Genomic DNA, 23,580 nt, shown 5'->3' with positions numbered 1-23,580 from the left:
GCTGACGTACGGCGCCCCCTGCCCGCACGGGCAGGGGGCGCCCTGTTTCACTCGCGCGGTGTGCCGTTCAGGTAGGCCAGGACGGCCAGCACCCGGCGGTTGGTCTCGTCCGAGGCGGTGATGCCGAGCTTGGCGAAGATGCTCGCCGAGTGCTTGCCGACGGCACTCTCGCTGACGAACAGCCGGGCGGCGACGGCCGCGTTGGAGTAGCCCTCGGCCATCAGCGCCAGCACCTCCCGCTCGCGCGGGGTGAGTGTGGCCAGCGGATCGTCGCGGCGCCGGCCGCCCAGCAGCTTGGCCACGACCTCCGGGTCCATCGCCGTACCACCGTCCGCGACGCGCCGTACGGCCTCCACGAACTCGGCGGCGCCGAGCACCCGGTCCTTGAGCAGATAGCCGACCCCGCCGGTGCCGTCCGCCAGCAACTCGCGCGCGTACAACTGCTCCACGTGCTGCGACAGCACGAGGACGGGCAGCCCCGGGCGGCTGCGCCGGGCCTCCAGCGCGGCCTGGAGACCCTCGTCGGTGAAGGTGGGCGGCAGGCGTACGTCCACCACCGCGACGTCCGGCTCCTCCTCGGCCAGCGCCCGCCGCAGCTCCGGCCCGCTGGCCACGGCGGCGGCGACGGTGAACCCATGGGCCGTCAGGAGGGTGCAGAGCCCTTCCCTCAGGAGGAAGAGGTCTTCCGCGAGGACAACACGCACGGCAGCTCCATCGTCACCAGGGTGGGCCCTCCGTCCGGGCTGTCGATGCCGAGCGTACCGTCGAAGGCCGACAACCGGCGGCGGATGCCCCGCAGCCCGCTGCCGCCCGCCCCGAGCACGGGCCCGTCCTCCTCGTGCGCGCCCCCGCTCCCGTCGTCCCACACCGTGCAGCGCAACACCCCGCCGGTGTGGGCGAGTTCCACGCGCGCGTGCGTCGCGTCCCCGTGCCGTGCGGCGTTCGTGAGCAGTTCGGCGACGGCGAAGTACAGCGCCGCCTCGATCGGCCCCTCCGGGCGCCCCGGCAGCCCGTCGGCGTCCACCTCGGCCGCCAGCGGGGCGTCCAGGGCGAGCGCCCGCAGCGCGTCGACCAGCCCGCGCTCGGCCAGCACCGGCGGATGGATGCCCCGTACCAGCGCACGGAGTTCCGTGAGGGCGCGCGCCGAGCTCTCGCGCGTCTGCCGCACCAGCTCGCGCGCCCGCTCCGGATCGGTCTCCATCAGCGTCTCCAGCGCGCCGAGGGCGAGGCCCATCGCGACCAGCCGGGCCTGTGCGCCGTCGTGCAAGTCCCGTTCGATACGGCGCAGTTCGGCCTCGCGGCTGTCCACGGCGGCCAGCCGGGTCTCGGTCAGCTCCGCGACCCGCTCGGCCAGCCGGCGCCGTTCCGCCTCGGCGGCGACCTCGGCGGCGACGGAGGGGGCCGGGCCGAGCAGCACGGGCAGCCAGCGGTCCGCGTGCAGCCGGGAGGCCGGACCGGACAGCCGCAGCGCCGCGTAGTACAGCAGCAGGCCGCCGGGGATCCCCACGGCCGGCCGGCTGGGCACGGGCCCGTCGAACAGGCCGCGATGGCTGTCGAAGAGCGCGGCGATGCCCGGGGCGAGCAGGCCGAACAGGCCGTACCAGGCCATCGCGGAGGGCACGAGCAGCAGCACCAGCGCGACCCAGGGCTCCAGCGCGAGGAAGACCAGGTCGCGGCGGTTCGCGGGGTCCTCGCGCGGCGGGCGGCCGGGGAGATAGGGGCTCGGCACCGCCGTACCGCCCCACCGTCCGGGCATCCTGCGGTAGTTGACGGTGAGCTTGCGCACGGCGCGCAGCGGCCCGCGCTCCGGGTCGTCTCCGCCGAGGAGCCGGACCGGCAGGGCGACACAGGCCACCGCGAGGGCCGCCAGGCCGCACCAGCCGATCGTCCAGCAGTACCCGAGCTGCCGGTGACGTCCGCCGAGGCGGCGCAGAGCGGCGGCACCGACGCGTCCGGCTGTGGTGGTCATGGGCCCAGTGTGGCGTGCCCGGCGGGCGGACGGGGTGTGCCCGGGCCCAGCGGGGGGTGGGCCTGGCCCCACCCCCGTTCGGCAGTTGGACACAAGGTCCGCGCGCCTCCTGCTCCGTAGCGTCGAAGACATCAAAACGCGAACGCGGAACTCGCAGGAGAGGGGAAGGACATGAGCGCGACGGACATGAACGCGGCGGAGGCGGCGGTGAACGAGCACGCGGGTTCCACGGGGGCGGGGTCCATCGGTGCGGGGTCGCCGAACAGGCTGCTGGTGCAGAGTCTGCTGCTGAACGTCGCCGCGCCGCTCGCCCTGTTCTACGGCCTGCGCGCGGCCGGCGTCGGCCTGTGGTGGGCGGTGGTGGCGAGCGCCGTACCGCCCACGGCGGAGGCGCTGCTGACCGTGGCGCGCGAGCGGCGCGTGGGGATGCTGGGCATCCTGGTGCTCAGCATGGTGGCCCTGGGCGCGGTGCTGTCGGCGGTGACGGGAAGCCCGCGGTTCATGTTCGCGAAGGACGGCTGGATGACGGGCGTCGTCGGGCTGGTGTTCCTGGGCACGCTGCTGCGCGGACAGCCGGTCATCTTCCGGCTCCTGTCATCCGTGGCACGCGGGGACCGGCGCGCCGAGCTGGAACGCAACTGGCGGACGTCGCCGACCTTCCGCCGTCTGATGCGGCGACTGACGGCGGTCTGGGGCGTGGGCCTGCTGCTGGACTCCGTCGTCCGGGTGGCGCTCGCCTACACCCTGCCGATCGACTCGGTGATGCTGGTCACCACGCTCCAGTACGTGGCGCTGTTCGTGGGGCTGGAGATCTTCAGCAGGCGCTACGGCCGGGCACCGTCCCGCATCGCCGCCATCCGCGACGAGGCCGCCACGGCGGCAGCGGCGTGAGCGGGGTGAGCGGCGTGAGCGGCAACCGACGAGAGAGGTCCGCGGACATGGCACAGGTGGTGGTGGTCACCGGGGCGGCGAGCGGGATCGGCGCGGCGGTCGCCCGGCACTTCGGCGGGCTGGGCGCGCGCGTGGTCGTCGCGGACGTCGACGAGGCGGGCGGCAGGGCCGTGGCTCGTGAGGTGGACGGCCTGTTCGTCCGCACCGACACCACGCGGGAGGCCGACAACCTCGCGCTGATCGACGCCGCCGTGGCGGCCTACGGCGGGCTGGACCTGGTGCACCTGAACGCCGGGATCGGCGACGGCGGCGGTTTCGGCGAGGACGACTACGACCCGGCACGCCAGCACCGGGTGCTGGCGGTCAACCTGCACGGCGTGATGTACGGCCTGCACGCGGCGCTGCCCGCGCTGGCCGCGCACGGCGGGGGCTCGCTGCTGGTGACCTCCAGCATGGCCGGGCTCGGGGCGGCACCCTTCGACCCGGTCTACGCGGCGACCAAGTACGGCGTGATCGGGCTGGTGCGCTCGCTCGCCCCGGCCTGGCAGGACAGGGGCGTGCGGATCAACGCGATCTGCCCGGGCCTGGTCCGCACGCCGATCCTGCGTCCGGAGGCCGTCGCATACGTCACCGGCCAGGGTCTCGCCCTGGCCGAGCCCGCCGAGATCGCGGCGTCGGTCGCCGGGATCACGGCGGGCGAGGAGACGGGACGGGCCTACGTCCTGCAAGCGGGCCGGTCTCCCGAGCCGGTGACCTTCCCGAAGCTGGAGCTGGCACGCGCCGACGACTGACCCGGGCCCCGGCCGGTCGCTTACGGCCTGTCGCTTACGACTGGTCGCGTGCGGCTAGTCCTGCTTGGGCCCCGCCTGCTGCACCACCTCGAAGGACCACAGGGTGGAACCGGAAGCAGCCGGCCGGGGCCGCTCGGCGCCCTCGCCGCCGCCCTGGTGCGCGGCCTTCATCGGCCCCTCCATCCAGGCCTGGAACGACGCGTCGTCCCGCCAGCGCGTGTACACGAGGTAGGTGTCGGTGCCCTCGACGGGCCGCAGCAGCTCGAACCACTCGAAGCCGTCGGAGTTCTCCACCGCGTGGGCGCGCGAGGCGAACCGCTTCTCCAGCACCTCCCGCTGCTCGGCGGGCACGGTCAGCACGTTGATCTTCACTACGCTCATGGCACCATCCTGGCCCAGTCCGCCCCGCCCGGCCCGGCCGGGGCGCCCTTCTCGGCCCCCGCCGGCCCGCCCCGCGGCGGTCCGGGGCCGGGCAAAACCGGGGGAACCCCTGATGAACCCCGGGACCGGTCCGCTGACGGCCCCTTAGGGGATGTCACAGGTCGGCCGCAAAGGCGGGCCCGGACGCCCGGGCCGGGCACGTCACTCTCCGGGACCAGGTACGTTCGATGACGTGGCTGGATTCAGGATCGGACGCGGGGGCCGGGACAACCGCACCCCCCAAGGACAGCAGGTACCGCAGGCACCGCAGGGGGCGCCGCACGGCCGCCCGGGACCGCGGTACGGGCAGCCGTCGGGGCCGTCGTACGGCTACCCGTCGGCGCCGCAGCCGCCGTACCCGCAGGCGCAGCAGTACGGCCGCCCGGGCCCGTCCCACGGCTACGCCGGCCCGGGCGAGGACGGCCCGGAGTACTTCGGCGACGGCGGCTACCAGAGCCCGCCCGGTGCCGGCCGCAGGGCGCCGCACGATCCGTACGCGGCCGACAACCCGGGCCACACCCAGGCGTTCTCGGTCGACGAGGCCGCCGACTACACCCGGGGCTCGACCTACCAGGCCGGCTCGGCCGCCGCGCCCGCGGCCCCGCTCGGCCCGCCCCTGCACTGGAAGGAACTGCTGAAGGGGATCATCACCTCCCCCAACCAGACCTTCCTGCGCATGCGGGACTACACGATGTGGGCGCCGGCCCTCATCACGACGTTCCTCTACGGCCTGCTCGCCGTCTTCGGCTTCGACACCGCCCGCAAGGACGCGATCGACTCCCCGTTCTCCACCACGGTGCCGATCGTCCTGATCACGGCGGTCGTGATGGTGCTGGGCCTGTTCGTCCTGGGCGTGGTCACCCACACCCTGGCCCGCCAGCTCGGCGGCGACGGCGCCTGGCAGCCGACGGTCGGCCTGTCCATGCTGATCACGGCCGTCACGGACGCGCCCCGCCTGCTGGTCGCGATGTTCGTCGGCGGCGACGCGAGCTTCGTCCAACTCCTCGGCTGGGCCACCTGGATCGGCGCGGGCGCCCTGCTGACCCTGATGGTCTCCCGCTCCCACGACCTGCCCTGGCCGAAGGCACTGGGCGCGTCGGCGATCCAGCTGATCGCCCTGCTGTCGATCGTGAAGCTGGGCACGTTCTAGATCCCGGGAACGGCATGCGAAAGGGCCCCCGGCACTGCCGCCGGAGGCCCTTTTCCGTACCCGGAACCGAACGGGTCAGGCGTCGAGAACCTGCCCGGCCCGCTTCACGACGGGCGGCAGGACACTCCACGGGAAGTTGATCCAGTCATCCGTCCGCTTCCACACGTACTCGCACTTCACGAGGGAGTGGGACTTCTCATAGATCACCGCGGAGCGCACCTCGGCGACGGTGTCGAGGCAGAAGTCGCGCACGAGCTTCAGGGTCTTGCCGGTGTCCGCGACGTCGTCGGTGATCAGCACCTTCTTGTCGGAGAAGTCGATCACGTTGGGGACGGGCGCGAGCATGACCGGCATTTCCAGGGTGGTCCCCACCCCGGTGTAGAACTCCACGTTCACGAGGTGGATGTTCTTGCAGTCGAGCGCGTAGGCCAGCCCACCGGCGACGAACACCCCGCCCCGGGCGATGCTGAGCACGATGTCGGGCTCGTACCCGTCGTCGGCGATGGTCTGCGCCAGTTCGCGCACGGCGCCGCCGAACGCGTCGTACGTCAGGTTCTCCCGCACGCCCCGGGTCTCCACGCCCTGCGTCTCACTCATGCTTCTGCTGCCCTCACACCTGGGTCCGATGGAAATTGACGTAGGACCGCGAGGCGGTCGGCCCGCGCTGCCCCTGGTAGCGGGAGCCGTAGCGCTCGCTGCCGTACGGGAACTCGGCGGGCGAGGTCAGCCGGAACATGCACAGCTGGCCGATCTTCATCCCCGGCCAGAGCTTGATCGGCAGCGTGGCGAGGTTGGAGAGCTCAAGCGTGACGTGACCGCTGAAGCCGGGGTCGATGAACCCGGCGGTGGAGTGCGTGACCAGCCCGAGCCGCCCCAGCGAGGACTTCCCCTCAAGTCGCGACGCGAGATCGTCGGGCAGGGAGATGACCTCGTACGTCGAGGCGAGCACGAACTCCCCGGGATGCAGGATGAACGGCTCGTCGCCCTCCGGCTCGACCAGCCGGGTCAGATCGGGCTGCTCGACCGAGGGGTCGATGTGCGGGTACCGGTGGTTCTCGAACACCCGGAAGTACCGGTCCAGCCGCACGTCAACGCTCGACGGCTGCACCATGGATTGGTCGTAGGGATCGATCCGTACCCGCCCGGCGTCGATCTCGGCCCGGATGTCCTTGTCTGAGAGAAGCACGTAGCGAGGATACGCAAGGCGCGCGGAGCCGTGACAATCGTGACGACTCCGCGCGCCAGGGTTACCGCCCGCGCCGCCTCCACGACGGCGCCCCTGCCTCTTCTGTCGCTTTCCTTCGCTACCGCTGCTTCTCCAGGGCGACCGGCACCACACTGCGGAGCCGGGTGCACCGGGGACACCTCATGAGCCGACCGGGGCCGAGCCGCTCGGCCTGCTGCATCGGGAACGAAGCGGCGCTGAAGACGTGCCCGTCCGCACAACGGACGACGGTGCGTTCCATCAAGTCCCTTAAGTCCCTTCCCCAAGAGCCCCGTCGGGCGTGACCGACCCGACGACAAAAGGCACATTACGGGATCAAAGAGACGACTCTCCAGGCGGCGCTCCGGCCCCGCCCGCGCCCTCCTCCAAGCCTCCACGGTACGCCCCAACTCCGGCCACCCGCAGCCGGATCCCACCCCTGAAACAGACTCAGACCCCTGGGCCCGGGCACCAGGGGTCTGCGATGTTGTACAGTGAGCATCGTCCGGACCTCGACTCCCCGAGCCGACCCGTCCGTACTTACGCGGGTGTAGTTTAATGGTAGAACATCAGCTTCCCAAGCTGAGAGCGCGAGTTCGATTCTCGTCACCCGCTCCACGCAAAACCCCCAGGTCAGAGACCCGGGGGTTCTTTGTTGTCCAGACCGGTGGGCGGGGGTTGCACCATTAGCCCGCCGATGACTCCGGCTTGTGGTGCAGGCCGTTGCCCTTGTGGTGCTTCGCACGCTCGGTGCGGACCATGCCGTCGAGGCCGGCGCGGACGATCGTGTCTTTCAGGGTGGCGCCCGATCGAGTCGAGAGCGTGTGTCCGGTGTGACGAAGGTCGTAGAAGCGGAAGCCGTCCGGCAGGCCGACGGCTAGACGCGCCCGCCGCCACTTCCGTCCGAAGGAGGTACGGCGGAAGGGCGCCCCCTGCTCACCGACGAGCAGAAGGCCGTCCGGTCCCTTCTCAGCGAACCAGTCGAGGTGCCGCCTCACGTCCGTCCTTGTGGAGGAAGGCCGGGAGGACGACGGTACGCACGCCTGCATCGGACTTGGTCTCGCCAGGAGCCCGCTTGCCGTTGGTGCGTTCCGGCTCGGCGCCGCGGACGCGCATCACCAGATTGTCGAGGTCGACATCCCGACGGCGGAGGCCCGCCAGTTCCTCCGGACGCATCGGGCCGTACGCGCCGAGGTGGGCCATGAGCCGCCGGCGGATCCCGGTCGCATCGGCGAGCGCATCAACCTGGGCGACGGCGGCGATACGGCGTTCGGTAGCCGACTCCTTGCCCGCGCCCTTGATCCGGCACGGGTTGCGACTGATCAACTCGTCACCGACGGCCGTCTCCATGACCGCCTTGAGGAGCCGGTACGCCTTGGCGACCGTCGTCCTGGCCTTCGTAGTGCGGAGTCGCTCGGCACGCCATTCACGGACGCGGGGAGCCGTGATCTCGTCCAGGTCGAGGGCGCCGAGGGCCTGGAAGATATACAGGCGGAGGAGGTCTTCGTACAGGTCGACCGTACGGACGGACAACTCCCGCTCCTCGACCAGCTTTTCGGCGTACACGCGAAAGTTGACGGCGTCCGCGTCCGGGGCGCGCCAGTCCCCACGAGTGAGATCCGCTTCGACCTGGGACAGCCAGATCTCGGCATCCTTCGTGGTCTCGAAAGTCTCGTCCGCGCGGATGCGTTCACCTTCGGGGCCGGGGTACGAAGCCGTCCAGCGGCCGGAGCGGTACTGCCGGACCGCACCGAAGCCGCGGCGGTTGCCCTTCTTGTCGGCCATCAGGCAGCCCTCCGCAATCCGGTGCGGTGGCGGACTCTGATCGGCTCGACAGTGCGAGCCCGGATGTACTCCTCGAAGGCGCTCTCCGGGATGCGCACGTGCCGGCCGACCTTCACGTACCGGATGCGCCGCTCCTCGATACGGGCGTCGTGGAGGGCGCCGAGGGTGGTGGAGTAGGGCTGGACTTGGTGGAGAAGTGGCCGCGGAATCCGAGCATGTGGGCCCAGGCGCGCAGGCGGAGGTGTTCGAGGTCCTTGCGGGCGCCCAGGGTCCACGCGGTTCGGATGAGGCGGCGGGCGTGGTCGCTGATGTCGAGCTGGGCGAGTTCGGCGGCGAACTTCAGCGGGCGATCGAGAGCGCCCGTCGCGGTCTCGGAACCCTTTCTGGCGTACTTGGCGATGTACGCCGCCACGGCTCGCGCGGTCAGCTCCTGGCCGTCGCTGAACTCGGCGGACCGGATGGTACGGAAGTCGAGTTGGCGGCCGAAGGCGAAGGTGCGGGGTCGGCTGTCGATCACCGGGCCCTCGACGTGAACCTTGGCGGCAGCGGCCTTGATGAGCATGGTCAGCACGATCGCTCACCGGGTCGTGGTCCACGACAGCGACGGCGGCCACACGGTCACCGCGGAACTCTTTGCGCAGCCGGGCCCAGAGGGACGGCCATGCTGACGTCGGCCCTTGCTGAGGGCCTACCTGCGGGCGGGCAGTACGGCTCGTATCAGTGCTGGGCCGCCGCCTACCCCTTGCCCGAAGTCCGCTCCGTCACGCTGGGGTCGCACGCGGCCGTGTCCGTAGTGGCGTACGGGATGGGAGCCGGGGGGCGTGGTGGGCTAGGGGGGCGACGCGGAGTTCTGCGCGGCTACTCCGTCCACTCCGTCAGGGTCCCGCCGGTCGCGGCGACCGTCCGGAAGTTGCTGCCATCCGCGTTGACCGCGTAGATGCCCTGTACACCGGCGTTCGGGTCGTAGCCGGAGAAGGCGATCTGGCTGCCGTCCGGGGAGAAGACGGGGGTCTGGACGTCCGTGAGCCCGGTGGGCCAGGTTGTGGGGTCGACGAGGTTCGTCACCTGTCCGGTGGCGACGTCGATGGCGTTCAGGCCGTTCTGCGTGGCGTACACGATGCGCGTACCGTCCGGGGACCAGGTGAGCGGTGTCGACCATGCCTGGTGATCGGTGGTGACCTGGACGACGGCCCGGGTGGCCAGGTCCATGACGTACACGTCGGGGCCGTACTGCGTGCTGCCGTCCGCTGCCACGTACGAGGTGTCGCGGATGAACGCGATCTCACCGCCGGCGGGCGAGAATTTTCCATCCCCGCCGTCGGTCAGCGTCTGGAGTCCGGTGCCGTCGGTGTTGACCATGCCGAGGCCGTGAGGGGAGTCGAAGATGATCTGCTTGCCGTTCGGCGACCAGTCCGGATGGATGACGTAGTCGTCTGTGGCGTCGCCCTCGCCCTGGATTGCGTGGACCAGGAGCTGCTGGTTGGTGCCGTCCGCGTTGGATGTCATCAGATCGGGTTGCCACACGCAGCCGCCTTCGGGCTGCTGGACGCATGGGCCGTTGTCGTAGAGGTAGGCGATCTGTTTGCCGTCGGAGGAGTAGACGGCTTGCTGGCCGTTCGCCACGGTGCCGGTCACCGAACCGCCGGCGGGGTTGATCGCGACGGTCGTCTGTCCGGCCGACACGATGAGACTGCCGTTGGTTGTCGAGTCGAGCGTTGCCGCCGATGCGCTGCCGATGACGGGCAGGCTCAGAGCGATTGCCAGGCTGATCGACAGCCCAGGGCGTGAAAGCCGCATGTGCGCTCTTTCTCTGAAGAGGCCCGGAGGCCTCCGGGTCTGGAGGGCCGATGTTTCGAACTCTCATACGATGAGCGCGACGGGACTCGCTGACGTCACACCATTCGCACAGGCCGCCGCTCCGACCCACCCTGCCTACCCGTTGCATCGCCCCCGGTCTTCGACCATCCGAGGAATTCGGCTCATCGGTTCGGGTGACTATCTGCGGCTCCTTCACCTCTCAGGCATATGCCGCGCGTGAACTGAGCCCTGTAACACGATGAGGCGGTCAGCCGGTCACCACAGCCGACCGACCGCCCCCACGCGGCGCCTGTCGGCGCCGGAAGAGAAAGGGAGACCGGATGCGCGTACTGCGCGCTTTCGTGGGGAGCGTCCTCGCTTCGCTCCTCCTGCTGGTCGGCATCTCACCGGCCACGGCCCACGCAGACCACCTCCGGGCGGGGAACGAATCCCACTGCCCGACGACGCACCGGAGCCGCGGGAACAACTCCGCGCCGACGACGGCGTACCAGCGCTACTACCTCAACGACTGGCGGCTGGGGCCGACTTACCTCCCCCGGACAGGCGCCCTCGGCAAGATGCTGAGGGGCTATCACCGCACGGACGGCACCTCCGCCTACTGGTTCCTCGGATGCTACTGGCAGACGGATCCCCAGACAGGGAAGTCGGGCTGGTGGTATCCCGACAACAACGGGTTCGTGCTGAAGAACGGCAAGCCGGTGAAGCACTCCGTGACGCTGCGCAAGGGCCAGCTGGTCGACCTCTTCGGCAGCGGCTTCGGCAACTTTCTCGCCCCCGCAGGCACGCCGTACGCCAAGCGCGCGATCCCGCCAAGCAATCTCGACACCTACGTCAACACGTACCCGTTCAGCTACCACCTCTACAAGGTCCTCCAGCCGTTCACCGTCGACGCCGGCCCGATCAGGCCCTGGTTCGGCCAGCCCGGCCTGGGCCTCCAGTACGTGACGAAGCCGACCATCCCCATGCTCATCAACGCGTACAAACTGGAAGAACTGCATGTGACCTGACGAGACCAGGCCCGGGGTGGCCGCGGATCTACCCGGTCGGTGGCCACCTCTGAGGCAGACGATGGGACGGACCTGATGGACAGCGCAGAACTCGTTGAAAGGCTCCGCGAGGCTGACGTTCCAGAGGCGTTCTACGACATCCCCGGTGTCCACGACGTGCCCATCCAGCTGGATGCCTACTACTTCCTGTGTCGTGAGGTCGATGGCTGGACCGTGGGGCTGCGCCAACGCTCACAGGACAGCGTCATGCGGAGTTTCGCCACCGAGACCGAGGCATGCGCGTACCTCTACGACACGCTCGTCCAGTTGCCGCCTCCCCCCTCCGGGCCGGCGCAGCCCCTGGAGGAACTCCTTGCGAACTCCGAAGAGATCCAGCGGCAGGCGTGGGAAGACTTCGATCGTCACCGTGGGGCAGCTGACGACGGTTGAATCCTGAGCCGTCGAGAAGCGGCTCAGCACGAGCCACGGCCCGGCTGGCGGGCTTCCATGATGGACCTGCCGGAGAGGCCGGACACCGACACCGCTCCACCCCAGGTCAGCAGAGCGATCGGCCCCGGATCACCTGAGCCTCCCAAGCTGAGAGCGCGAGTTCGATTCTCGTCACCCGCTCCACCGAAACGCGCCTCTGGCCTGTCAAGCCGAGTCACGTGCCCCTCCACCTGAAGGCTACGGCTGCCCAGGTCCCTTCTACGGCTGGCGACTTCAGCGACCGGACGTTCGCGTCGAAGCGGCAGACCGGTGGGCAGTTCCCGGAACGCCTTGTAGCGGCCCAGGGGGCGCGCGGCCCGGAAGTCGCGCCGGTCCAGGTCTCGACCGCTGTATCGGATACGGACGGGCTGCGCAGCGCCCAGATGGCCCTCCGTGATCTCCGGCACGGCGACGCGCCGCCGGCTCATCCGGCGGCGGAGGCCGTCGATCGCGCTGCGCCTGTCCGAAGCCGAAGCCGAAGCCGAAGCGACGAGTACGGTGCTCACGTCCCCGGAACCAGCACCAGAACCCGGAACGGGCCGGGCGGCACAGCCGTGAGGGTGTCGTCCCCGGCGCTCCGCCACCCCCAGGACCGCAACGCCTCGACCGCCCTGTGGTCCCGGGCGTCCACCAGCGTGACGCCGAGTACGGCGCCGTGGTCGGCGAGCAGTCGCCGCTGGAAGCGCCGGGCGAGATTCCAGGCACGGTCCGGCTGCTCCCGGCGCACACGGGGAGGGACGACGATCCCGGAGACGACGAAGAGCCGCCCGGAGGCGGCGCGGCGGAACAGGCTCTCTGGCAGATGTCCGTCGAAGCCCTCCCGCCACGGACCGGCACCGCCCGCGGGAAAGCCGTAGGCGCATCCGGTCAGGGCGGTGGTCTCCGCGATCAGCAGCGAGAACCCCGGTCGTCGCACGTCGGCCGCGAGATGCCGCAGGAAGGCGCCGCGCGCCTGGTTCCACGCCCATGGGCCGTCACCGGACACCTTCGCGTACAGATCGCCCAGCTCTTGCAGGCGATCCTCGACCTGCCCGCGGGTCAGCGGGCGGAGGCGTTCTCCCTCGTACGGTGAGGCTCCCCGCTCCCACCGCGGTCGGCCCGGCGTGCGCGAGTACGGGTGCGGGTGCGGCTTGGCCGGTGCGGGCCGGGCCGCGGGGACGTTCCACGGCGTCGGGGTCGTCGGGGCGAACATGTGCGCGGTCATGGGGCGACCCTGCTCCGGGCGCGGACGAGGACCGCCCCCGTGTCGTCGATCACCGAGGGCGGCGCCGGTGTCGGAGCCGGTGCGCGGATTGCCCTCGGTCTCTCCACCGTACTCCCGGCCGGACCGCCGGTCGGGCGCGGTACGCACGGCCGCCCTTGCCCGGCATACCCTTCAGAAGAGGGGTGCCACGGAAACACGGCGCAGCCCCGTCACCCCGTCACCGCCGCTCGGCGGCTCGGGCAGCGACCGCGTTCTTGGTGTGTACCCGTCGCCCGCCAGGAGGTCCGTATGAATCACGAGTCCTTGCCCTCCGAGAGTCACGCCGAGGTCCGCATCGTGGCCGCGACCCCGGAGGTCGCCCGGCGCGTGGCCGACGTCCTCCGCCGTTGCTTCGCCTCGACCGAGCAGCGCAGCTACCCCGCCGGCCGCGAAGGAGGGACCCGGCTCCACCTCACCCTCGACACCGCGAACGCCGCGGAACCCGCACGGTCCTGGCTCTCGACCAGTACATCGACGCAGCAGGCACAAGCACACGTCGACGAGGTGTGATCCGGGTCCCTGAGGCCACGCAGATCCACCGTCGCGTCCGTCCCCGCGCGGCCGTCAACACCTCGGAGAACGACAGCCATGACGAAACTCCGCGAACGCAAGAACATCCGGAAGACGATCCTGGAATCCCTGTACGGGGCCGTCGAACACAATCGCCCCGAGGTCAGCGGATCGGTGCTCCGTGCCGAGCTGGACCTGCCCGACGAGGACCTCTCCGCCGCGTGCGTCTACCTGGCGGACGAGGGCCTGATCAACGTGGAGTGGACCTCGCACCGGACCCCGGCCGCCGTCTCGCTGACACACGTCGGCGTCTGCCTGATGGAAGAGCTGGAGGAGGAGCAGGAGGAGCAGGACGACCGGGAGAGGACAGAGCGGTCGCAGTCGGGCGACTGACCCGGCCGCCTCTCGTCGGCCAGGAGTAGCCTGACCGTACCGAGAGCTCTTCGCGCAGCGCTTCCGGCGGTGCCGTTCCCGGCGAGTGACCAGACGGGCAGTCGCCCCACGGCTCCCGGGACGGGACCGCACGATGGAACCGAGCAGTACGCCGGCCGGAGGCGCGCCCGCGGCCGGCGCGCACACGTACCGTATGCCCCCGCCGCGCCTGGCCCTCACCCCGGAGGCCGGCCACGGCCCGCTGGACGGGGCCTGGTGGCCGCGCTGCGCCGCGCTGGAACTCGAACTGCCCTCGTTGGTCGGCTCGTTGGAGCCGGACCCGGACACCACGGTGCGGGTCACCGTGGACCCCGCCGAATGGCCCGACGCGCCGCGCACGGTCATGTCACCCGGCCGGGAGATCGCCGTGGAGCCGGCCGGCGCCGGAAGTGCCGCGCACGTCATCACCCTGGACTGCGGCACCGTGGGGCGCCGGGTGCTGCTGGTCGTCCCGCCCGAGGAGCCCGCCGGAACAGCCGCCCGGCTGCCGGCCGCGGCAGCCGATCCCGAGAACCCGCTGACCGCCGGGCGCATGCTGACGCTCGCCGAGACCGGGCTCCTCGGGCGCACGACAGGGGAGACACCATGAGGCACGCCTCCCCGTGGGCACCTTGGGCAGCGAACGTCGGCCGGCCTCACGTGCCGTCCTCCGTGAGCCGTTGACCAGGCAGGGCGAAGTGCCCGAGCTCTTCGAGGAGTGCCGTATCGTCCGCGCCCACGGCGAGCTGGACGCGCAGACCGTGGCGCCGCTGGTCCGCGCCCTGGCCGAGGCCCGCGCCGCCCGGCCCGGACGGCTCCGCCTCATCGTGGACCTGAGCCGGGTGACTTTCTCCGACGGCAGCATCCTGGCGCCTCTGTGCGAGGCGTGGTCCGACTGCCGTGGCCGGGGCGGCTGGATACGCGTCGTCTACGACAACCACACAACCGACCTGGTCTTCCGCTGCACCGGTCTCCTCGACCGCTTCCCCGCCTACGCCAGCGCGCAGGACGCCTGGGAGGGCCGCACGGCCGGCACCGGCGCGCCACAGGCACCCGGACGGCACAGCTGACCGCGGCGATCCGGGCCACTGCGTCCTCCGCCTGCCCTCTCCCGGCGGCCGAGGCACAGCGTCCGGCCGGGACCCGACGTACCGCGCCGAACCACTCGACAGGACACCTCATGACGAGCGACCGGCTACGGCCCCCGCCGCCCGCCCCGCCTCTCCTGCGCCTGTACCTCGCGCCCGAGAGCACCGTGCCACGCCGTATCGACGGGGCCTGGTGGCCGCGTACCTTCGATCTCCCGGCGGAACTTCCGCCGCTGCTCTCCGGTGACCGGGGCACCGGGCCTCATCTCGTCCGCGGCCAGGTCGTCCGGCTGCGCGGGGCCACCACGGCGCACGCGCCGAGCACCGTCGTCCTGATGGCACCCGGCCAGGGGCGCAGGAACCTGCTGGTCGTCCCGAGGGGATGTCTGTTACGGCGGGACCACATGTCCGTGCCCGCCGGAGTTAGGGTTGTCGCACGAGGCGGATGGCGCGAGGGCGGATGGCGCCGAATCCTTCGCAGCACGGGGTGCCACGCACGCCCGGGTCCCTCGCCGCGCCCCCGAAACGAAGGTGCCATGCCCGCTGAGAACACCCCTGTCGCCGGCAACCTCGACGACGACGACTATCCCGCCTACACCATGGGGCGGGCCGCCGATGTTCTCGGCACCACCCCCGCCTTCCTCCGGGCCGTCGGCGAAGCCGGGCTGATCACCCCGCTGCGTTCGGAAGGCGGCCACCGCCGGTACTCCCGCCGCCAGTTGCGCATCGCCGCCCGCGCCCGGGAACTGGTCGGCCAGGGCACCCCCGTCGAGGCCGCGTGCCGCATCATCACCCTGGAGGACCAGCTCGACGACGCCCTCCGGCTGAACCGGGAAATGCGCCGGAAGCTGGACGAGCCCGGTGCGGATACCTAGTCCCGCCGATATAGAAATGCACACTCCAGCGGGACGACAATTACCGGACCGGTCCGAAAACTCATGGCTGCTGCCACTCGCTCTGTGTTAACGTGATAGCTGTTGCGGTTTTGGTTGCCAGAGATTTTTTCTTTGCAGAGCTTTCCGGGATCTTTCCGGAGGTGTGATCATCGCGGCGACTCGGCTCCGCAAAGTGCGGAGTCCGACACTGCCCCTCCAAAGGAGATTCAATATGGCATCTGGCACCGTGAAGTGGTTCAACGCGGAAAAGGGCTTCGGCTTCATCGAGCAGGAGGGTGGCGGCGCTGACGTGTTCGCCCACTACTCGAACATCATCAGCAACGGTGGCTTCCGCGAGCTTCAGGAAGGCCAGAAGGTCAGCTTCGACGTCACGCAGGGCCAGAAGGGCCCGCAGGCCGAGAACATCGTTCCCGCCTGACGCTGACGCGAACCGTCGCGAGCCACTGGTTCGCGCATCATGTGGCTGGGGCCCGCGCTCTCGGGGTGCGGGCCCCAGCCCATTTCTTTTCTGCTCCCGCAAGGCCGTAAGGAACGTAAGGAACGTCAACCCAAGGTCTTCGGATTTCACTCGGCTCAGTCCTGTGATTCCTCCTCAAGGAATTCCTCGATACGTGCCGCATCGAGGAAGGCCCCGTCGTGGACCGAACCCGTTCCGCTCGTTCCAGTAGCTCCAGTCGTTCCAGCCGCTTCCGGGCGCAGGAACCGCACCGTCGAAATTCCGGTCCCGGCCCCCGGCACAAGAACGGTCAACGAGCACGCCCCACCGCACGCCGACAGGAGTTCGCCCTGCCGGTCACCCTCACCGAGCCGCTCCCCGCGGTCGAGTCGTTCGCCGAACTGGACATGCCCGTACGGCTGCTGGCCGCACTCCGCGCCGAGGGCGTGACCGTTCCCTTCCCGATCCAGGCGGCCACCCTGCCGAACGCGCTGGCGGGCCGGGACGTCCTGGGCCGGGGCCGGACGGGCTCGGGCAAGACGCTCGCCTTCGGCCTGCCGGTCCTGGCCCGCCTCGACGGGCAGCGGGCCCAGCCCAAACAGCCGCTCGCCCTCGTCCTCGTCCCCACCCGGGAACTGGCCCAGCAGGTCACCGACGCGCTCACCCCGTACGCCCGTGCGCTGCGCCTGCGGCTCGCCACCGTGGTGGGCGGCATGCCGATCGGCCGGCAGGCGAGTGCGCTGCGCGGCGGCGCCGAGGTCGTCGTCGCCACGCCCGGCCGCCTCAAGGACCTCATCGAGCGAGGAGCCTGCCGGCTGGACCAGGTCGCCGTCACCGTCCTGGACGAGGCCGACCAGATGGCCGACATGGGCTTCATGCCGCAGGTGACCGCGCTGCTCGGCCAAGTCCCCGCCCGCGGCCAGCGGTTGCTGTTCTCGGCCACCCTGGACCGCAACATCGACCTCCTGGTACGCCGCTACCTCCACGACCCCGTCGTGCACTCGGTCGACCCGTCCGCGGGAGCCGTCACCACCATGGAGCACCATCTGCTGCACGTGCGCGACGCCGACAAGGACACCGCCGCGACCGAGATCGCCGCCCGCGACGGGCGCGTGATCATGTTCCTGGACACCAAGCACGCGGTGGACCGGCTCGCCACGCACCTGCTGTCCGTCGGGGTGCGCGCCTCCGCCCTGCACGGCGGCAAGTCCCAGCAGCAGCGCAACCGGACGCTCGCCCAGTTCAAGGACGGCCACGTCACGGCCCTGGTGGCCACCAACGTCGCCGCCCGCGGCATCCACGTCGCGGGCCTCGACCTCGTCGTGAACGTCGACCCTCCCGGCGACCACAAGGACTACCTGCACCGCGGCGGCCGTACGGCACGCGCCGGCGAGTCCGGCACCGTCGTCACCCTCGTCCTGCCGCACCAGCGGCGCGCCGTGGACCGTCTCATGGCCGACGCCGGCATCACTCCGGGCACCGCCCGGATCCGTCCCGGCGAGGCCGAACTGCAGCGCATCACCGGCGCCCGGACCCCCTCCGGCACGCCCGTCACCCTCACCGCCCCGGTCGACGGACGAACCGGGGGCGGGCGCGAGGGCAAGGGATCCGCCGGCCGGAATCGCAGGGGCCGGGCCGCCGCCCGCGCCCGTCGCCCCGCCCCGGGGAACACCCCGTAGCCCCCGTACGGGGATGCACTCCCAGCAGTCAGGCAGATCCGTCGCCCGTCCCGCCCGCCCCGACGAAGAGGAGAAGCCCTTGACGCAGTACCCGTCCCGAACACAGCAGGCCGGCAGCGCCGACGGCGTCGGTCTGACCGCCTGCGACGCCATGCACGCTCCCGGGCCCCAGGTCGACGACCACATGACGGTCGACGTGGCCCTGTCCGTGCTCATCGGTGCCCGCGTCCCGCACCTGCTCCTCCGGGACGAGGACGGGCGGTGCGCGGGACTGGTCACCCGGGCCCAGCTCGCCGCGCACCGCGGCGGCTCGTGGTACAGCGACCGGACCCGGCTGCGGGACATCCCGCTCGACCGCGGACCGTTCACCTCGTCCGTCGCCGCACTCGGCGAGGCGGAGGCCGCCATGCGGGACCGGACCCTGGACGTGTCCCCCGTGATCGACGAACACGGCTACGCCCTGGGCATCCTCGCCCTCACGTCCTGAGCCATCACTCCCTGACCGCCCTGTGGAGGCATCCATGCGCTGTGTCATCGCCCGGTTCCCCTTCGACCTGACCAAGTTCGAGGTCGAGCACTCGATGAGCGGCATCACTCCCGAACCCGCCACCGGCGTGTGCGTGACCATCGAACGCCGCGTCTACCCCGTGATGCAGGTCGGGGAAGTGATCACCAGGCAGAACCGCCGCGACTTCACCTCGGTCGAGATGCACCGGGCGCTGACCCGTCTCGGCTTCACCTGCCACGAAGCGCGTCCGGTCACGCCGGACCGGGACGCGCGAGCCGACGAGCATGCGTTCGACTGGTGACGTCTTCCAGTTCGACGGCAGCGGCGTCACGAAGGACCGACAGCACCTCGGCGCGCCTTGCCGGCGCCTCACACTGCCCATACCGATGACTCCGTGCCCTCCGCGCACCCTGAGTGGCAGGCAGGTTGTGGCCCAGCCGGCGGGAACGCGTCCGAGCGGTCGCGGGTTCTGCCTCACCGGCCCGGACGGCTCGGCAGCGGCACGCTCATGATCCTCGGGTTCCTGGACGGGCGGGCCTGGCTGGACACCCTCGACGCCGCCCTGACCGCGCTGCCGAACGTCATCCGGACCGGCCCCGGCGCCCTGAGCGCCCCGCTCCGCGGCGGCCGGGAGGCGGCGGGCCGGGCGGTCAGGGCGCAAAAAGAAATCTGTGGCTCTTCGCGGCAACCTTTTCGGCCTCTCGGACCACTCAGTGTTGTCCGGCCAAGTGGTCCGGTCAGATACGACGGCTGAAAGAGAGCACCGACATGTCCCTTGAACGAGAGCACAGACATGTCCCCAGCCCACCCACGTCATCGGTGGCGGCCCGCGCCGACGGCCACGCCCGCGGTGGTCGCCCGAAGCATCGTGGCCGTCGGTTGCTCGCGCGTCGGGGTTTCTGGGCGGGCCTCGTCATGGTGGTCGTGGCCGGCTCCGCCGTTGTGGTCAGCCAGGCTTCGGCCCAGCAAACCCTGGACCTGAAGAAGTGGTACGTGCTGGTCAACCGCAACAGCGGCAAGGTGCTGGACGACCGCGCCTACGCCACGAACGACGGCGCGGCGGTGGTGCAGTGGGCGCGCCACGGCGGGGCCAACCAGCAGTGGCGGTTCATCGACGCGGGTGACGGGTACTACCGGCTGCAGAACCGGAACTCCGGCAAGGTGCTGGACGACCTCGGCTGGTCGAAGACCGCCGGCTCCGCCCTCGTGCAGTGGAAAGACCTGAACGGCACCAACCAGCAGTTCAAACTGGCCAAGTCGCCGGACGGCTACGTGCGTTTGGTCAATCGCTTCAGTGGCATGGCCGTCGATGTCCACAACGCCGCCAAGGCGGACGGGGGCGACGTCGTCCAGAACCGCGACCGGGGCGGCGCCGATCAGCAGTGGCAACTCGTCCCGGCCGGGAGCGTCGGCACGCAGCCGTCGTCGGCTCCGTCTCCGGCGGCCGGTGGCGGCAGTTCGACGACACGTTTCATGGGCAGCAGCACGGTGCTCGTCGGCGGCTCGGTGTCCGACGCCTCGGCGGCCGCCGCACCGTTCGACGTGCGGTACGCCTATGTGCACAGCCAGCCCGCGCCCTCGTCGGACTACTACTCGGCAGCCCGCTGCCACGACGGGTGGTCGGGCTGGTGGGGCTGCTGGACCGGCAGCACCACGGCGCCCGGCACCTACGTGACCTATCGGGACACCGTGGCGGCCCAGGCGACGTACAAGGGCAGCCCGCGTCCGCAGAAGATGCTCTGGACCTGGTACTCGTTGCGCGACCTCGGGGATGCGGCAGGCGAGGGCGACGGTCCGGGCGAGGTCAAGGCCATCAACCGGACCGACCTGCTCACCCGGTACCTGAACGACTACCGCTTCTTCCTCCAGAAGATCGGCACGTCGCACGACGCGATCGACCTCGAACCCGACTTCTGGGGCTACGTCCGCTCGCTCGGCAATCCGCACCAGGTTCCCGCACAGGTCACGGCCTCGAATCCGACGGACTGCGGATCGCAGGAGAACAGCGCCACCGGCCTGGCCCAGTGCCTGATCTCGATGGCGCACACGTACGCGCCGAACACCGCCGTGGGGATGCACCTTTCCTGCTTCGACTGGCAGACCAACACACAGGCGTGCGTCAAGGACTACGCGAACCTCGGGGCGAAGAACGCCGACTTCCTGGTCACCGATGTGTCGGACCGCGACGCGGGCTGGTACGCACAGCCGGCCCACGGCGGCAGTGACCACTTCTGGACCGACCAGAAGGCCGCCGCCGCGCTGAACTTCTACAAGACGATGGCCGAGTCCGCGGGCAAGCCGGTGGTCCTGTGGCAGATCCCCGTGGGCAACATGGCGCAGAACAACACCCTCAACCATTACAAGGACGACAAGGTGGACTGGTTCTTCGGACACATGGACCAGGTGGCGAACGCCCATGTCGCCGGGCTGCTGTTCGGTCCAGGGCAGCAGGAACAGACCACGGCCGAGACCGACGGCGGAAACCTGATCAACAAGACGATCGCCTATCACAACTCGGGCGGTACAGCGCTCAAGTAGGCGGAGGTACGAATGCGCCCCCATCTCTTCGATGGGGGCGCATTTCGTCATCTTCGTCGGGCTGCGGACCTCTCGGCCAGGCGCCGGCGCACCGCACCCGATCGCGATCACCGTGGATCAGGCAGGTCAGCGCTGCAGGGTGAGGAGACCCGGCCGCCAGGGCAGTCGGTCGTAGGGGCCGCTCGCGGCGGGGGACTTGCCCTGGTAGAGGAGCTGCAGGTGGCAGGGGTCGACGGTCATGGTCTGGTCGGGGTTGTTGCGGACCAGGTCACCGTGGCTGATGTCGTTGGTCCAGGTGGCACCGCTGTTGGCCTTGCCGGCGAAGGGGTTGCTCTCGCCGGCGGCCTGCGGGGTCCAGGAACCACTCAGGCTGGTGGCGGTGAACGAGCGGAAGTACCGCTGCTCGTTCGCGCCCCGAGCCTCGACGATCATGAGGTACTGGTTCTGGCCCTGCACCTTGTAGACCTGCGGCGCCTCGAACAGGTTCTTCACCGTGTCGCTCATGACCGTCGTGTACGACGAGCCGAAGCTGCCCGGGAAGTTCCCGATCGGCATGCTCGCCCGGTAGATCTTGCCGTTGTCACCGGCGAAGAACAGGTACATGTTCTGGTCGTCGGCGATCAGGGTCTGGTCGATCGGGGCGGCGCCGGGGATGCTGCCGGTGAACAGCGTCTGCGGCGCGGACCAGCCGTCGGGGTTGGTGGGGTCGCTCGACGTACGGTAGACGAAGGGCGACGCACCCCACTGGGACGCCAGCACCCAGATCTTCTTGGGCGCGAAGTAGAACAGCGTGGGCGCCACCGCGGACTGGCGCATCCCGGTCTGGCCGGCCGACGCCATGTCCGACCAGTTCGTGAAGGGCTTGAACATCATCGAGCCGTACGACGAGCCCGACACGCTCGACGCGTACACCAGGTGCTTGCCGTTGTACACCACGTCGGTGAAGTCCTTCACCGCGTCCCACCCGTTCGCCGGCTGCGCCAGCGCACCCGTCGACGTCCACCGGTATGTCGACGGAAGAGCACACGTGCTGCCCGTCGGCGCGGGCGCCGAAGTCCTCAAGTTCCAGTGCTGGTTGGCGCCGCCGCCCGAGTCCCGGATCTGGACGGGAGTGCCGTTGACGGTCTGACCACCGGGGATCTCCAGCGCGCGGCCGCTGGCGACGTTGGTCAGCGTGTAGGACCCGTCGCCGTTCCGGCCGGCCCGCCAGTGCTGGTTGGCGCCGCCGCCCGAGTCCCAGACCTGCGTCCTCGTCCCGTTGCCCGTCTGGTTGCCCGGCTCGTCCAGCACCCGGCCGCTGGCGACGTTGGTCAGCGTGTAGGAGCCGTCGCTGTTCCGGCCGGCCCGCCACTGCTGGTTGGAGGCACCGCTGGCGTCCCACACCTGGAGCGGGGTGCCATTGCCGTTGTATCCCGCGGGCTCGTCGAGAACGCGTCCGGCGGCCACGTCGGAGAGCGTGTAGACCGTGCCGGAGGTGATGCCCCCGCCCGGCGTGCTGCCACTGGTGCCGCCCAGGGCGGTGAGTACCGCGCTGTAGGCGGGCTTCTTGTTGCCGCTCCCGTCGAACAGCAGCGGGTTCTCACCGGTGCGCCAGGAGTCGCTGTCGCGGATGCCCCACACCGTGATGCCCGTGCAGCGGGCGACGTTCATGCACGCCTTGACGGCGTTGGTGTACGCGGCGGCGGACGCCTGGGCGATGTCGAGCTCGGTGATCTGGACGTCCACGCCGAGCGCGGCGAACTTGGACAGAGTGGTCTGGAAGCCGGCCGGCGGGCCGCCGGCGCCGAAGTGGCTCTGGAAACCGACGCAGTCGATGGGCACGCCGCGGGACTTGAAGTCCTTGACCATCGCGTAGACGCCCTGCGTCTTGGCGTCGGTCCAGTTCTCGATGTTGTAGTCGTTGTAGCAGAGCTTGGCCGAGGGGTCGGCGGCCCGGGCCGTGCGGAACGCCTCCTCGATGAAGCCGTTGCCCAGCACGTCCTGGAAGACCGAGCTGCGGTGCTGACCGCTGCCGCCGTCGGCGAACGCCTCGTTGACCACGTCCCAGGCGTAGATCTTGCCCTTGTAGTGGGTCATCTCGGTGGTGATGTGGTGGTCCATCACGCTGCGCAGGGTGTTGGCGTCGGTGATGGACTTGACCCAGCCGGGCAGTTGGGAGTGCCAGACCAGGGTGTGGCCACGCATGCGCTGCCCGTGCCCGGTGGCGTGGCCGACGATCGAGTCGGCGGGGGCGAAGTTGAACGACCCGCGGGAGGGTTCGGTGGTGTCCCACTTCATCTCGTTCTCCGGGGTGATCATGTTGAATTCCCGGTCGAGAACGCTGGAGTACGTCGAGTCGCCGAGCCTGCCCGAGGACACTGCCGTACCGAAGTAGCGGCCACTGCCGGCCGCCGCACCGGCCAGGGTCGGCGTGCGGGCGTTCGGCGTGTGTGCGGCCTGGGCGACCAGGGGTACGGCAGCACCCGCGGCGGCGAGGACCACGGCGGCGGCGAGCACGCGGCGGGTAGCCGGACGGCGGCGATGGGAGCGGTTCTGATCTGACAACGGCATGCCCTTCTGGCACAACGGGCCTTGATCCGGCCTTGGTTACCCGCCAGTTGCCGCCACGCACACAAAGGTTGCCGCGATCGGGGGAAGAATTTTCACGGCATCGAGCGGTGGGGGGGGGGGGGGGGGGCCCCCCCCCCCCCCCCCCCGGGCCCCCCCAGCGGCCCCCCCCCCCCCCCCCCCCCCCCCCCCCCCCCCCCCCCCCCCCCCCCCCCCCCCCG

Annotated in this window: 25 protein-coding genes, 1 tRNA gene and 3 pseudogenes; 17 read left to right on the top strand and 12 right to left on the bottom strand. The window is 70.6% G+C overall.

Annotated features, from left to right (window positions below; translation table 11 throughout):
- Positions 1-47: 47 nt before the first annotated feature.
- Entirely contained in the window at positions 48-704 is a 657-nt protein-coding gene (locus ACFC8N_RS11755) for a LuxR C-terminal-related transcriptional regulator (RefSeq protein WP_376288000.1), read from the bottom strand.
- A complete protein-coding gene (locus tag ACFC8N_RS11750; RefSeq protein ID WP_356029838.1) occupies positions 668-1,969 on the bottom strand; it encodes a sensor histidine kinase in 1,302 nt (433 codons plus the stop codon). Before ACFC8N_RS11750 ends, ACFC8N_RS11755 begins: the two co-directional genes overlap by 37 nt.
- 171 nt (positions 1,970-2,140) lie before the next feature.
- Between ACFC8N_RS11750 and ACFC8N_RS11745 the strand changes: the two genes are divergently transcribed.
- Both ACFC8N_RS11745 and ACFC8N_RS11740 read left to right on the top strand, forming a co-directional pair.
- A complete protein-coding gene (locus tag ACFC8N_RS11745) occupies positions 2,141-2,860 on the top strand; it encodes a VC0807 family protein (RefSeq protein WP_376287999.1) in 720 nt (239 codons plus the stop codon).
- 47 nt (positions 2,861-2,907) lie between these two features.
- Positions 2,908-3,651, top strand: a complete 744-nt coding sequence (locus tag ACFC8N_RS11740) for an SDR family NAD(P)-dependent oxidoreductase (protein WP_356029841.1) — start codon at positions 2,908-2,910, stop codon at positions 3,649-3,651.
- A gap of 54 nt (positions 3,652-3,705) precedes the next feature.
- On the opposite strand, the gene ACFC8N_RS11735 is transcribed toward ACFC8N_RS11740, so the two are convergent.
- Positions 3,706-4,032: an antibiotic biosynthesis monooxygenase gene (locus tag ACFC8N_RS11735; protein WP_356029843.1), complete on the bottom strand. Its 327-nt coding sequence runs from the start codon at positions 4,030-4,032 to the stop codon at positions 3,706-3,708.
- 151 nt (positions 4,033-4,183) lie between these two features.
- On the opposite strand from ACFC8N_RS11735, the gene ACFC8N_RS11730 reads away from it, so the two are divergent.
- Positions 4,184-5,221, top strand: a complete 1,038-nt coding sequence (locus ACFC8N_RS11730) for a YIP1 family protein (protein WP_356029845.1) — start codon at positions 4,184-4,186, stop codon at positions 5,219-5,221.
- A gap of 75 nt (positions 5,222-5,296) precedes the next feature.
- Here the strand turns inward: ACFC8N_RS11730 and ACFC8N_RS11725 are convergent, their stop codons facing one another.
- Both ACFC8N_RS11725 and dcd read right to left on the bottom strand, forming a co-directional pair.
- The gene (locus tag ACFC8N_RS11725; protein WP_356029846.1) at positions 5,297-5,818 is read right to left on the bottom strand and encodes a phosphoribosyltransferase; all 522 of its coding nucleotides are present in this window, start codon (positions 5,816-5,818) and stop codon (positions 5,297-5,299) included.
- Positions 5,819-5,831: 13 nt separating this feature from the next.
- Positions 5,832-6,407: a dCTP deaminase gene (gene dcd, locus ACFC8N_RS11720; RefSeq protein WP_071375215.1), complete on the bottom strand. Its 576-nt coding sequence runs from the start codon at positions 6,405-6,407 to the stop codon at positions 5,832-5,834.
- Between the two features lie 562 nt (positions 6,408-6,969).
- On the opposite strand from dcd, the gene ACFC8N_RS11715 reads away from it, so the two are divergent.
- A tRNA-Gly gene (locus tag ACFC8N_RS11715) sits at positions 6,970-7,043 on the top strand.
- Positions 7,044-7,111: 68 nt separating this feature from the next.
- On the opposite strand, the pseudogene ACFC8N_RS11710 reads toward ACFC8N_RS11715, so the two are convergent.
- The 4 genes and pseudogenes from ACFC8N_RS11710 to ACFC8N_RS11695 all read right to left on the bottom strand — a co-directional run bounded on the left by ACFC8N_RS11710 (position 7,112) and on the right by ACFC8N_RS11695 (position 10,007).
- A pseudogene (locus ACFC8N_RS11710) lies at positions 7,112-8,210 on the bottom strand (tyrosine-type recombinase/integrase).
- Complete coding sequence (locus tag ACFC8N_RS11705) at positions 8,210-8,419, bottom strand: excisionase family DNA-binding protein (RefSeq protein ID WP_376288043.1); 210 nt, start codon at positions 8,417-8,419, stop codon at positions 8,210-8,212. Before ACFC8N_RS11705 ends, ACFC8N_RS11710 begins: the two are co-directional and overlap by 1 nt.
- Positions 8,323-8,772 carry a replication initiator gene (locus tag ACFC8N_RS11700; RefSeq protein WP_376288042.1) on the bottom strand — a complete coding sequence of 150 codons (450 nt, stop codon included), beginning with the start codon at positions 8,770-8,772 and terminating at the stop codon, positions 8,323-8,325. The genes ACFC8N_RS11705 and ACFC8N_RS11700 overlap by 97 nt, the downstream gene beginning before the upstream one ends.
- A gap of 296 nt (positions 8,773-9,068) precedes the next feature.
- Positions 9,069-10,007 carry a DPP IV N-terminal domain-containing protein gene (locus ACFC8N_RS11695; RefSeq protein ID WP_362822382.1) on the bottom strand — a complete coding sequence of 313 codons (939 nt, stop codon included), beginning with the start codon at positions 10,005-10,007 and terminating at the stop codon, positions 9,069-9,071.
- Between the two features lie 341 nt (positions 10,008-10,348).
- Between ACFC8N_RS11695 and ACFC8N_RS11690 the strand changes: the two genes are divergently transcribed.
- Both ACFC8N_RS11690 and ACFC8N_RS11685 read left to right on the top strand, forming a co-directional pair.
- Positions 10,349-11,035 (top strand): TNT domain-containing protein, encoded by a 687-nt coding sequence (locus tag ACFC8N_RS11690; protein WP_356029849.1) that lies wholly within the window; start codon positions 10,349-10,351, stop codon positions 11,033-11,035.
- A 39-nt stretch (positions 11,036-11,074) separates the two neighbouring features.
- Positions 11,075-11,464, top strand: coding sequence for a hypothetical protein (locus ACFC8N_RS11685; protein ID WP_356029850.1), 390 nt, complete (start codon positions 11,075-11,077; stop codon positions 11,462-11,464).
- Between the two features lie 296 nt (positions 11,465-11,760).
- Here the strand turns inward: ACFC8N_RS11685 and ACFC8N_RS11680 are convergent.
- Together ACFC8N_RS11680 and ACFC8N_RS11675 are read right to left on the bottom strand one after the other, a co-directional pair.
- Positions 11,761-11,994, bottom strand: a pseudogene (locus ACFC8N_RS11680) (VapC toxin family PIN domain ribonuclease); the annotation flags it as partial.
- Positions 11,995-12,005: 11 nt separating this feature from the next.
- Entirely contained in the window at positions 12,006-12,707 is a 702-nt protein-coding gene (locus ACFC8N_RS11675; protein WP_376287998.1) for a hypothetical protein, read from the bottom strand.
- A 288-nt stretch (positions 12,708-12,995) separates the two neighbouring features.
- Here ACFC8N_RS11675 and ACFC8N_RS11670 point away from each other — a divergent pair, with 288 nt between their 5' ends.
- The 11 genes and pseudogenes from ACFC8N_RS11670 (at position 12,996) to ACFC8N_RS11620 (ending at position 20,812) form a co-directional block, all read left to right on the top strand.
- Positions 12,996-13,256 (top strand): hypothetical protein, encoded by a 261-nt coding sequence (locus tag ACFC8N_RS11670; RefSeq protein WP_376287997.1) that lies wholly within the window; start codon positions 12,996-12,998, stop codon positions 13,254-13,256.
- A gap of 78 nt (positions 13,257-13,334) precedes the next feature.
- Positions 13,335-13,649 carry a hypothetical protein gene (locus ACFC8N_RS11665; protein ID WP_356039774.1) on the top strand — a complete coding sequence of 105 codons (315 nt, stop codon included), beginning with the start codon at positions 13,335-13,337 and terminating at the stop codon, positions 13,647-13,649.
- 133 nt (positions 13,650-13,782) lie between these two features.
- The gene (locus ACFC8N_RS11660; RefSeq protein ID WP_376287996.1) at positions 13,783-14,277 is read left to right on the top strand and encodes a DUF5994 family protein; all 495 of its coding nucleotides are present in this window, start codon (positions 13,783-13,785) and stop codon (positions 14,275-14,277) included.
- A gap of 70 nt (positions 14,278-14,347) precedes the next feature.
- Complete coding sequence (locus ACFC8N_RS11655; protein ID WP_376287995.1) at positions 14,348-14,737, top strand: STAS domain-containing protein; 390 nt, start codon at positions 14,348-14,350, stop codon at positions 14,735-14,737.
- 110 nt (positions 14,738-14,847) lie between these two features.
- Positions 14,848-14,985, top strand: a pseudogene (locus ACFC8N_RS11650) (DUF5994 family protein); the annotation flags it as partial.
- Between the two features lie 306 nt (positions 14,986-15,291).
- The gene (locus ACFC8N_RS11645; RefSeq protein WP_356039786.1) at positions 15,292-15,630 is read left to right on the top strand and encodes a MerR family transcriptional regulator; all 339 of its coding nucleotides are present in this window, start codon (positions 15,292-15,294) and stop codon (positions 15,628-15,630) included.
- Positions 15,631-15,862: 232 nt separating this feature from the next.
- Positions 15,863-16,069, top strand: coding sequence for a cold-shock protein (locus tag ACFC8N_RS11640; protein WP_020943091.1), 207 nt, complete (start codon positions 15,863-15,865; stop codon positions 16,067-16,069).
- A gap of 218 nt (positions 16,070-16,287) precedes the next feature.
- A complete protein-coding gene (locus ACFC8N_RS11635) occupies positions 16,288-17,766 on the top strand; it encodes a DEAD/DEAH box helicase (protein ID WP_376287994.1) in 1,479 nt (492 codons plus the stop codon).
- Positions 17,767-17,917: 151 nt separating this feature from the next.
- The gene (locus tag ACFC8N_RS11630) at positions 17,918-18,253 is read left to right on the top strand and encodes a CBS domain-containing protein (protein WP_356039800.1); all 336 of its coding nucleotides are present in this window, start codon (positions 17,918-17,920) and stop codon (positions 18,251-18,253) included.
- Between the two features lie 34 nt (positions 18,254-18,287).
- Positions 18,288-18,575 (top strand): SCO5918 family protein, encoded by a 288-nt coding sequence (locus ACFC8N_RS11625; protein ID WP_376287993.1) that lies wholly within the window; start codon positions 18,288-18,290, stop codon positions 18,573-18,575.
- 578 nt (positions 18,576-19,153) lie between these two features.
- Positions 19,154-20,812 (top strand): RICIN domain-containing protein, encoded by a 1,659-nt coding sequence (locus tag ACFC8N_RS11620; RefSeq protein WP_376287992.1) that lies wholly within the window; start codon positions 19,154-19,156, stop codon positions 20,810-20,812.
- A gap of 126 nt (positions 20,813-20,938) precedes the next feature.
- Here ACFC8N_RS11620 and ACFC8N_RS11615 read toward each other — a convergent pair whose 3' ends face one another.
- Positions 20,939-23,362, bottom strand: coding sequence for a non-reducing end alpha-L-arabinofuranosidase family hydrolase (locus tag ACFC8N_RS11615; RefSeq protein WP_376287991.1), 2,424 nt, complete (start codon positions 23,360-23,362; stop codon positions 20,939-20,941).
- Positions 23,363-23,580: the final 218 nt, after the last annotated feature.

The sequence above is a fragment of the Streptomyces sp. NPDC055966 genome (assembly GCF_042269865.1).
In the GTDB taxonomy this organism is placed as follows: domain Bacteria; phylum Actinomycetota; class Actinomycetes; order Streptomycetales; family Streptomycetaceae; genus Streptomyces.
Note: the sequence above shows the minus strand (reverse complement) of the source record. Positions and strands in the feature narration are given on the sequence as shown.

Bases quoted from the DNA above. Each gene is read 5' to 3' on its own strand.
- ACFC8N_RS11750 (WP_356029838.1), bottom strand. From the start codon at position 1,969: ATGACCACCACAGCCGGACGCGTCGGTGCCGCCGCTCTGCGCCGCCTC.
- ACFC8N_RS11745 (WP_376287999.1), top strand. From the start codon at position 2,141: ATGAGCGCGACGGACATGAACGCGGCGGAGGCGGCGGTGAACGAGCAC.
- ACFC8N_RS11740 (WP_356029841.1), top strand. From the start codon at position 2,908: ATGGCACAGGTGGTGGTGGTCACCGGGGCGGCGAGCGGGATCGGCGCG.
- ACFC8N_RS11735 (WP_356029843.1), bottom strand. From the start codon at position 4,032: ATGAGCGTAGTGAAGATCAACGTGCTGACCGTGCCCGCCGAGCAGCGG.
- ACFC8N_RS11730 (WP_356029845.1), top strand. From the start codon at position 4,184: ATGTCACAGGTCGGCCGCAAAGGCGGGCCCGGACGCCCGGGCCGGGCA.
- ACFC8N_RS11725 (WP_356029846.1), bottom strand. From the start codon at position 5,818: ATGAGTGAGACGCAGGGCGTGGAGACCCGGGGCGTGCGGGAGAACCTG.
- ACFC8N_RS11700 (WP_376288042.1), bottom strand. From the start codon at position 8,772: ATGCTCATCAAGGCCGCTGCCGCCAAGGTTCACGTCGAGGGCCCGGTG.
- ACFC8N_RS11695 (WP_362822382.1), bottom strand. From the start codon at position 10,007: ATGCGGCTTTCACGCCCTGGGCTGTCGATCAGCCTGGCAATCGCTCTG.
- ACFC8N_RS11690 (WP_356029849.1), top strand. From the start codon at position 10,349: ATGCGCGTACTGCGCGCTTTCGTGGGGAGCGTCCTCGCTTCGCTCCTC.
- ACFC8N_RS11675 (WP_376287998.1), bottom strand. From the start codon at position 12,707: ATGACCGCGCACATGTTCGCCCCGACGACCCCGACGCCGTGGAACGTC.
- ACFC8N_RS11670 (WP_376287997.1), top strand. From the start codon at position 12,996: ATGAATCACGAGTCCTTGCCCTCCGAGAGTCACGCCGAGGTCCGCATC.
- ACFC8N_RS11665 (WP_356039774.1), top strand. From the start codon at position 13,335: ATGACGAAACTCCGCGAACGCAAGAACATCCGGAAGACGATCCTGGAA.
- ACFC8N_RS11660 (WP_376287996.1), top strand. From the start codon at position 13,783: ATGGAACCGAGCAGTACGCCGGCCGGAGGCGCGCCCGCGGCCGGCGCG.
- ACFC8N_RS11645 (WP_356039786.1), top strand. From the start codon at position 15,292: ATGCCCGCTGAGAACACCCCTGTCGCCGGCAACCTCGACGACGACGAC.
- ACFC8N_RS11640 (WP_020943091.1), top strand. From the start codon at position 15,863: ATGGCATCTGGCACCGTGAAGTGGTTCAACGCGGAAAAGGGCTTCGGC.
- ACFC8N_RS11630 (WP_356039800.1), top strand. From the start codon at position 17,918: ATGCACGCTCCCGGGCCCCAGGTCGACGACCACATGACGGTCGACGTG.
- ACFC8N_RS11625 (WP_376287993.1), top strand. From the start codon at position 18,288: ATGCGCTGTGTCATCGCCCGGTTCCCCTTCGACCTGACCAAGTTCGAG.
- ACFC8N_RS11615 (WP_376287991.1), bottom strand. From the start codon at position 23,362: ATGCCGTTGTCAGATCAGAACCGCTCCCATCGCCGCCGTCCGGCTACC.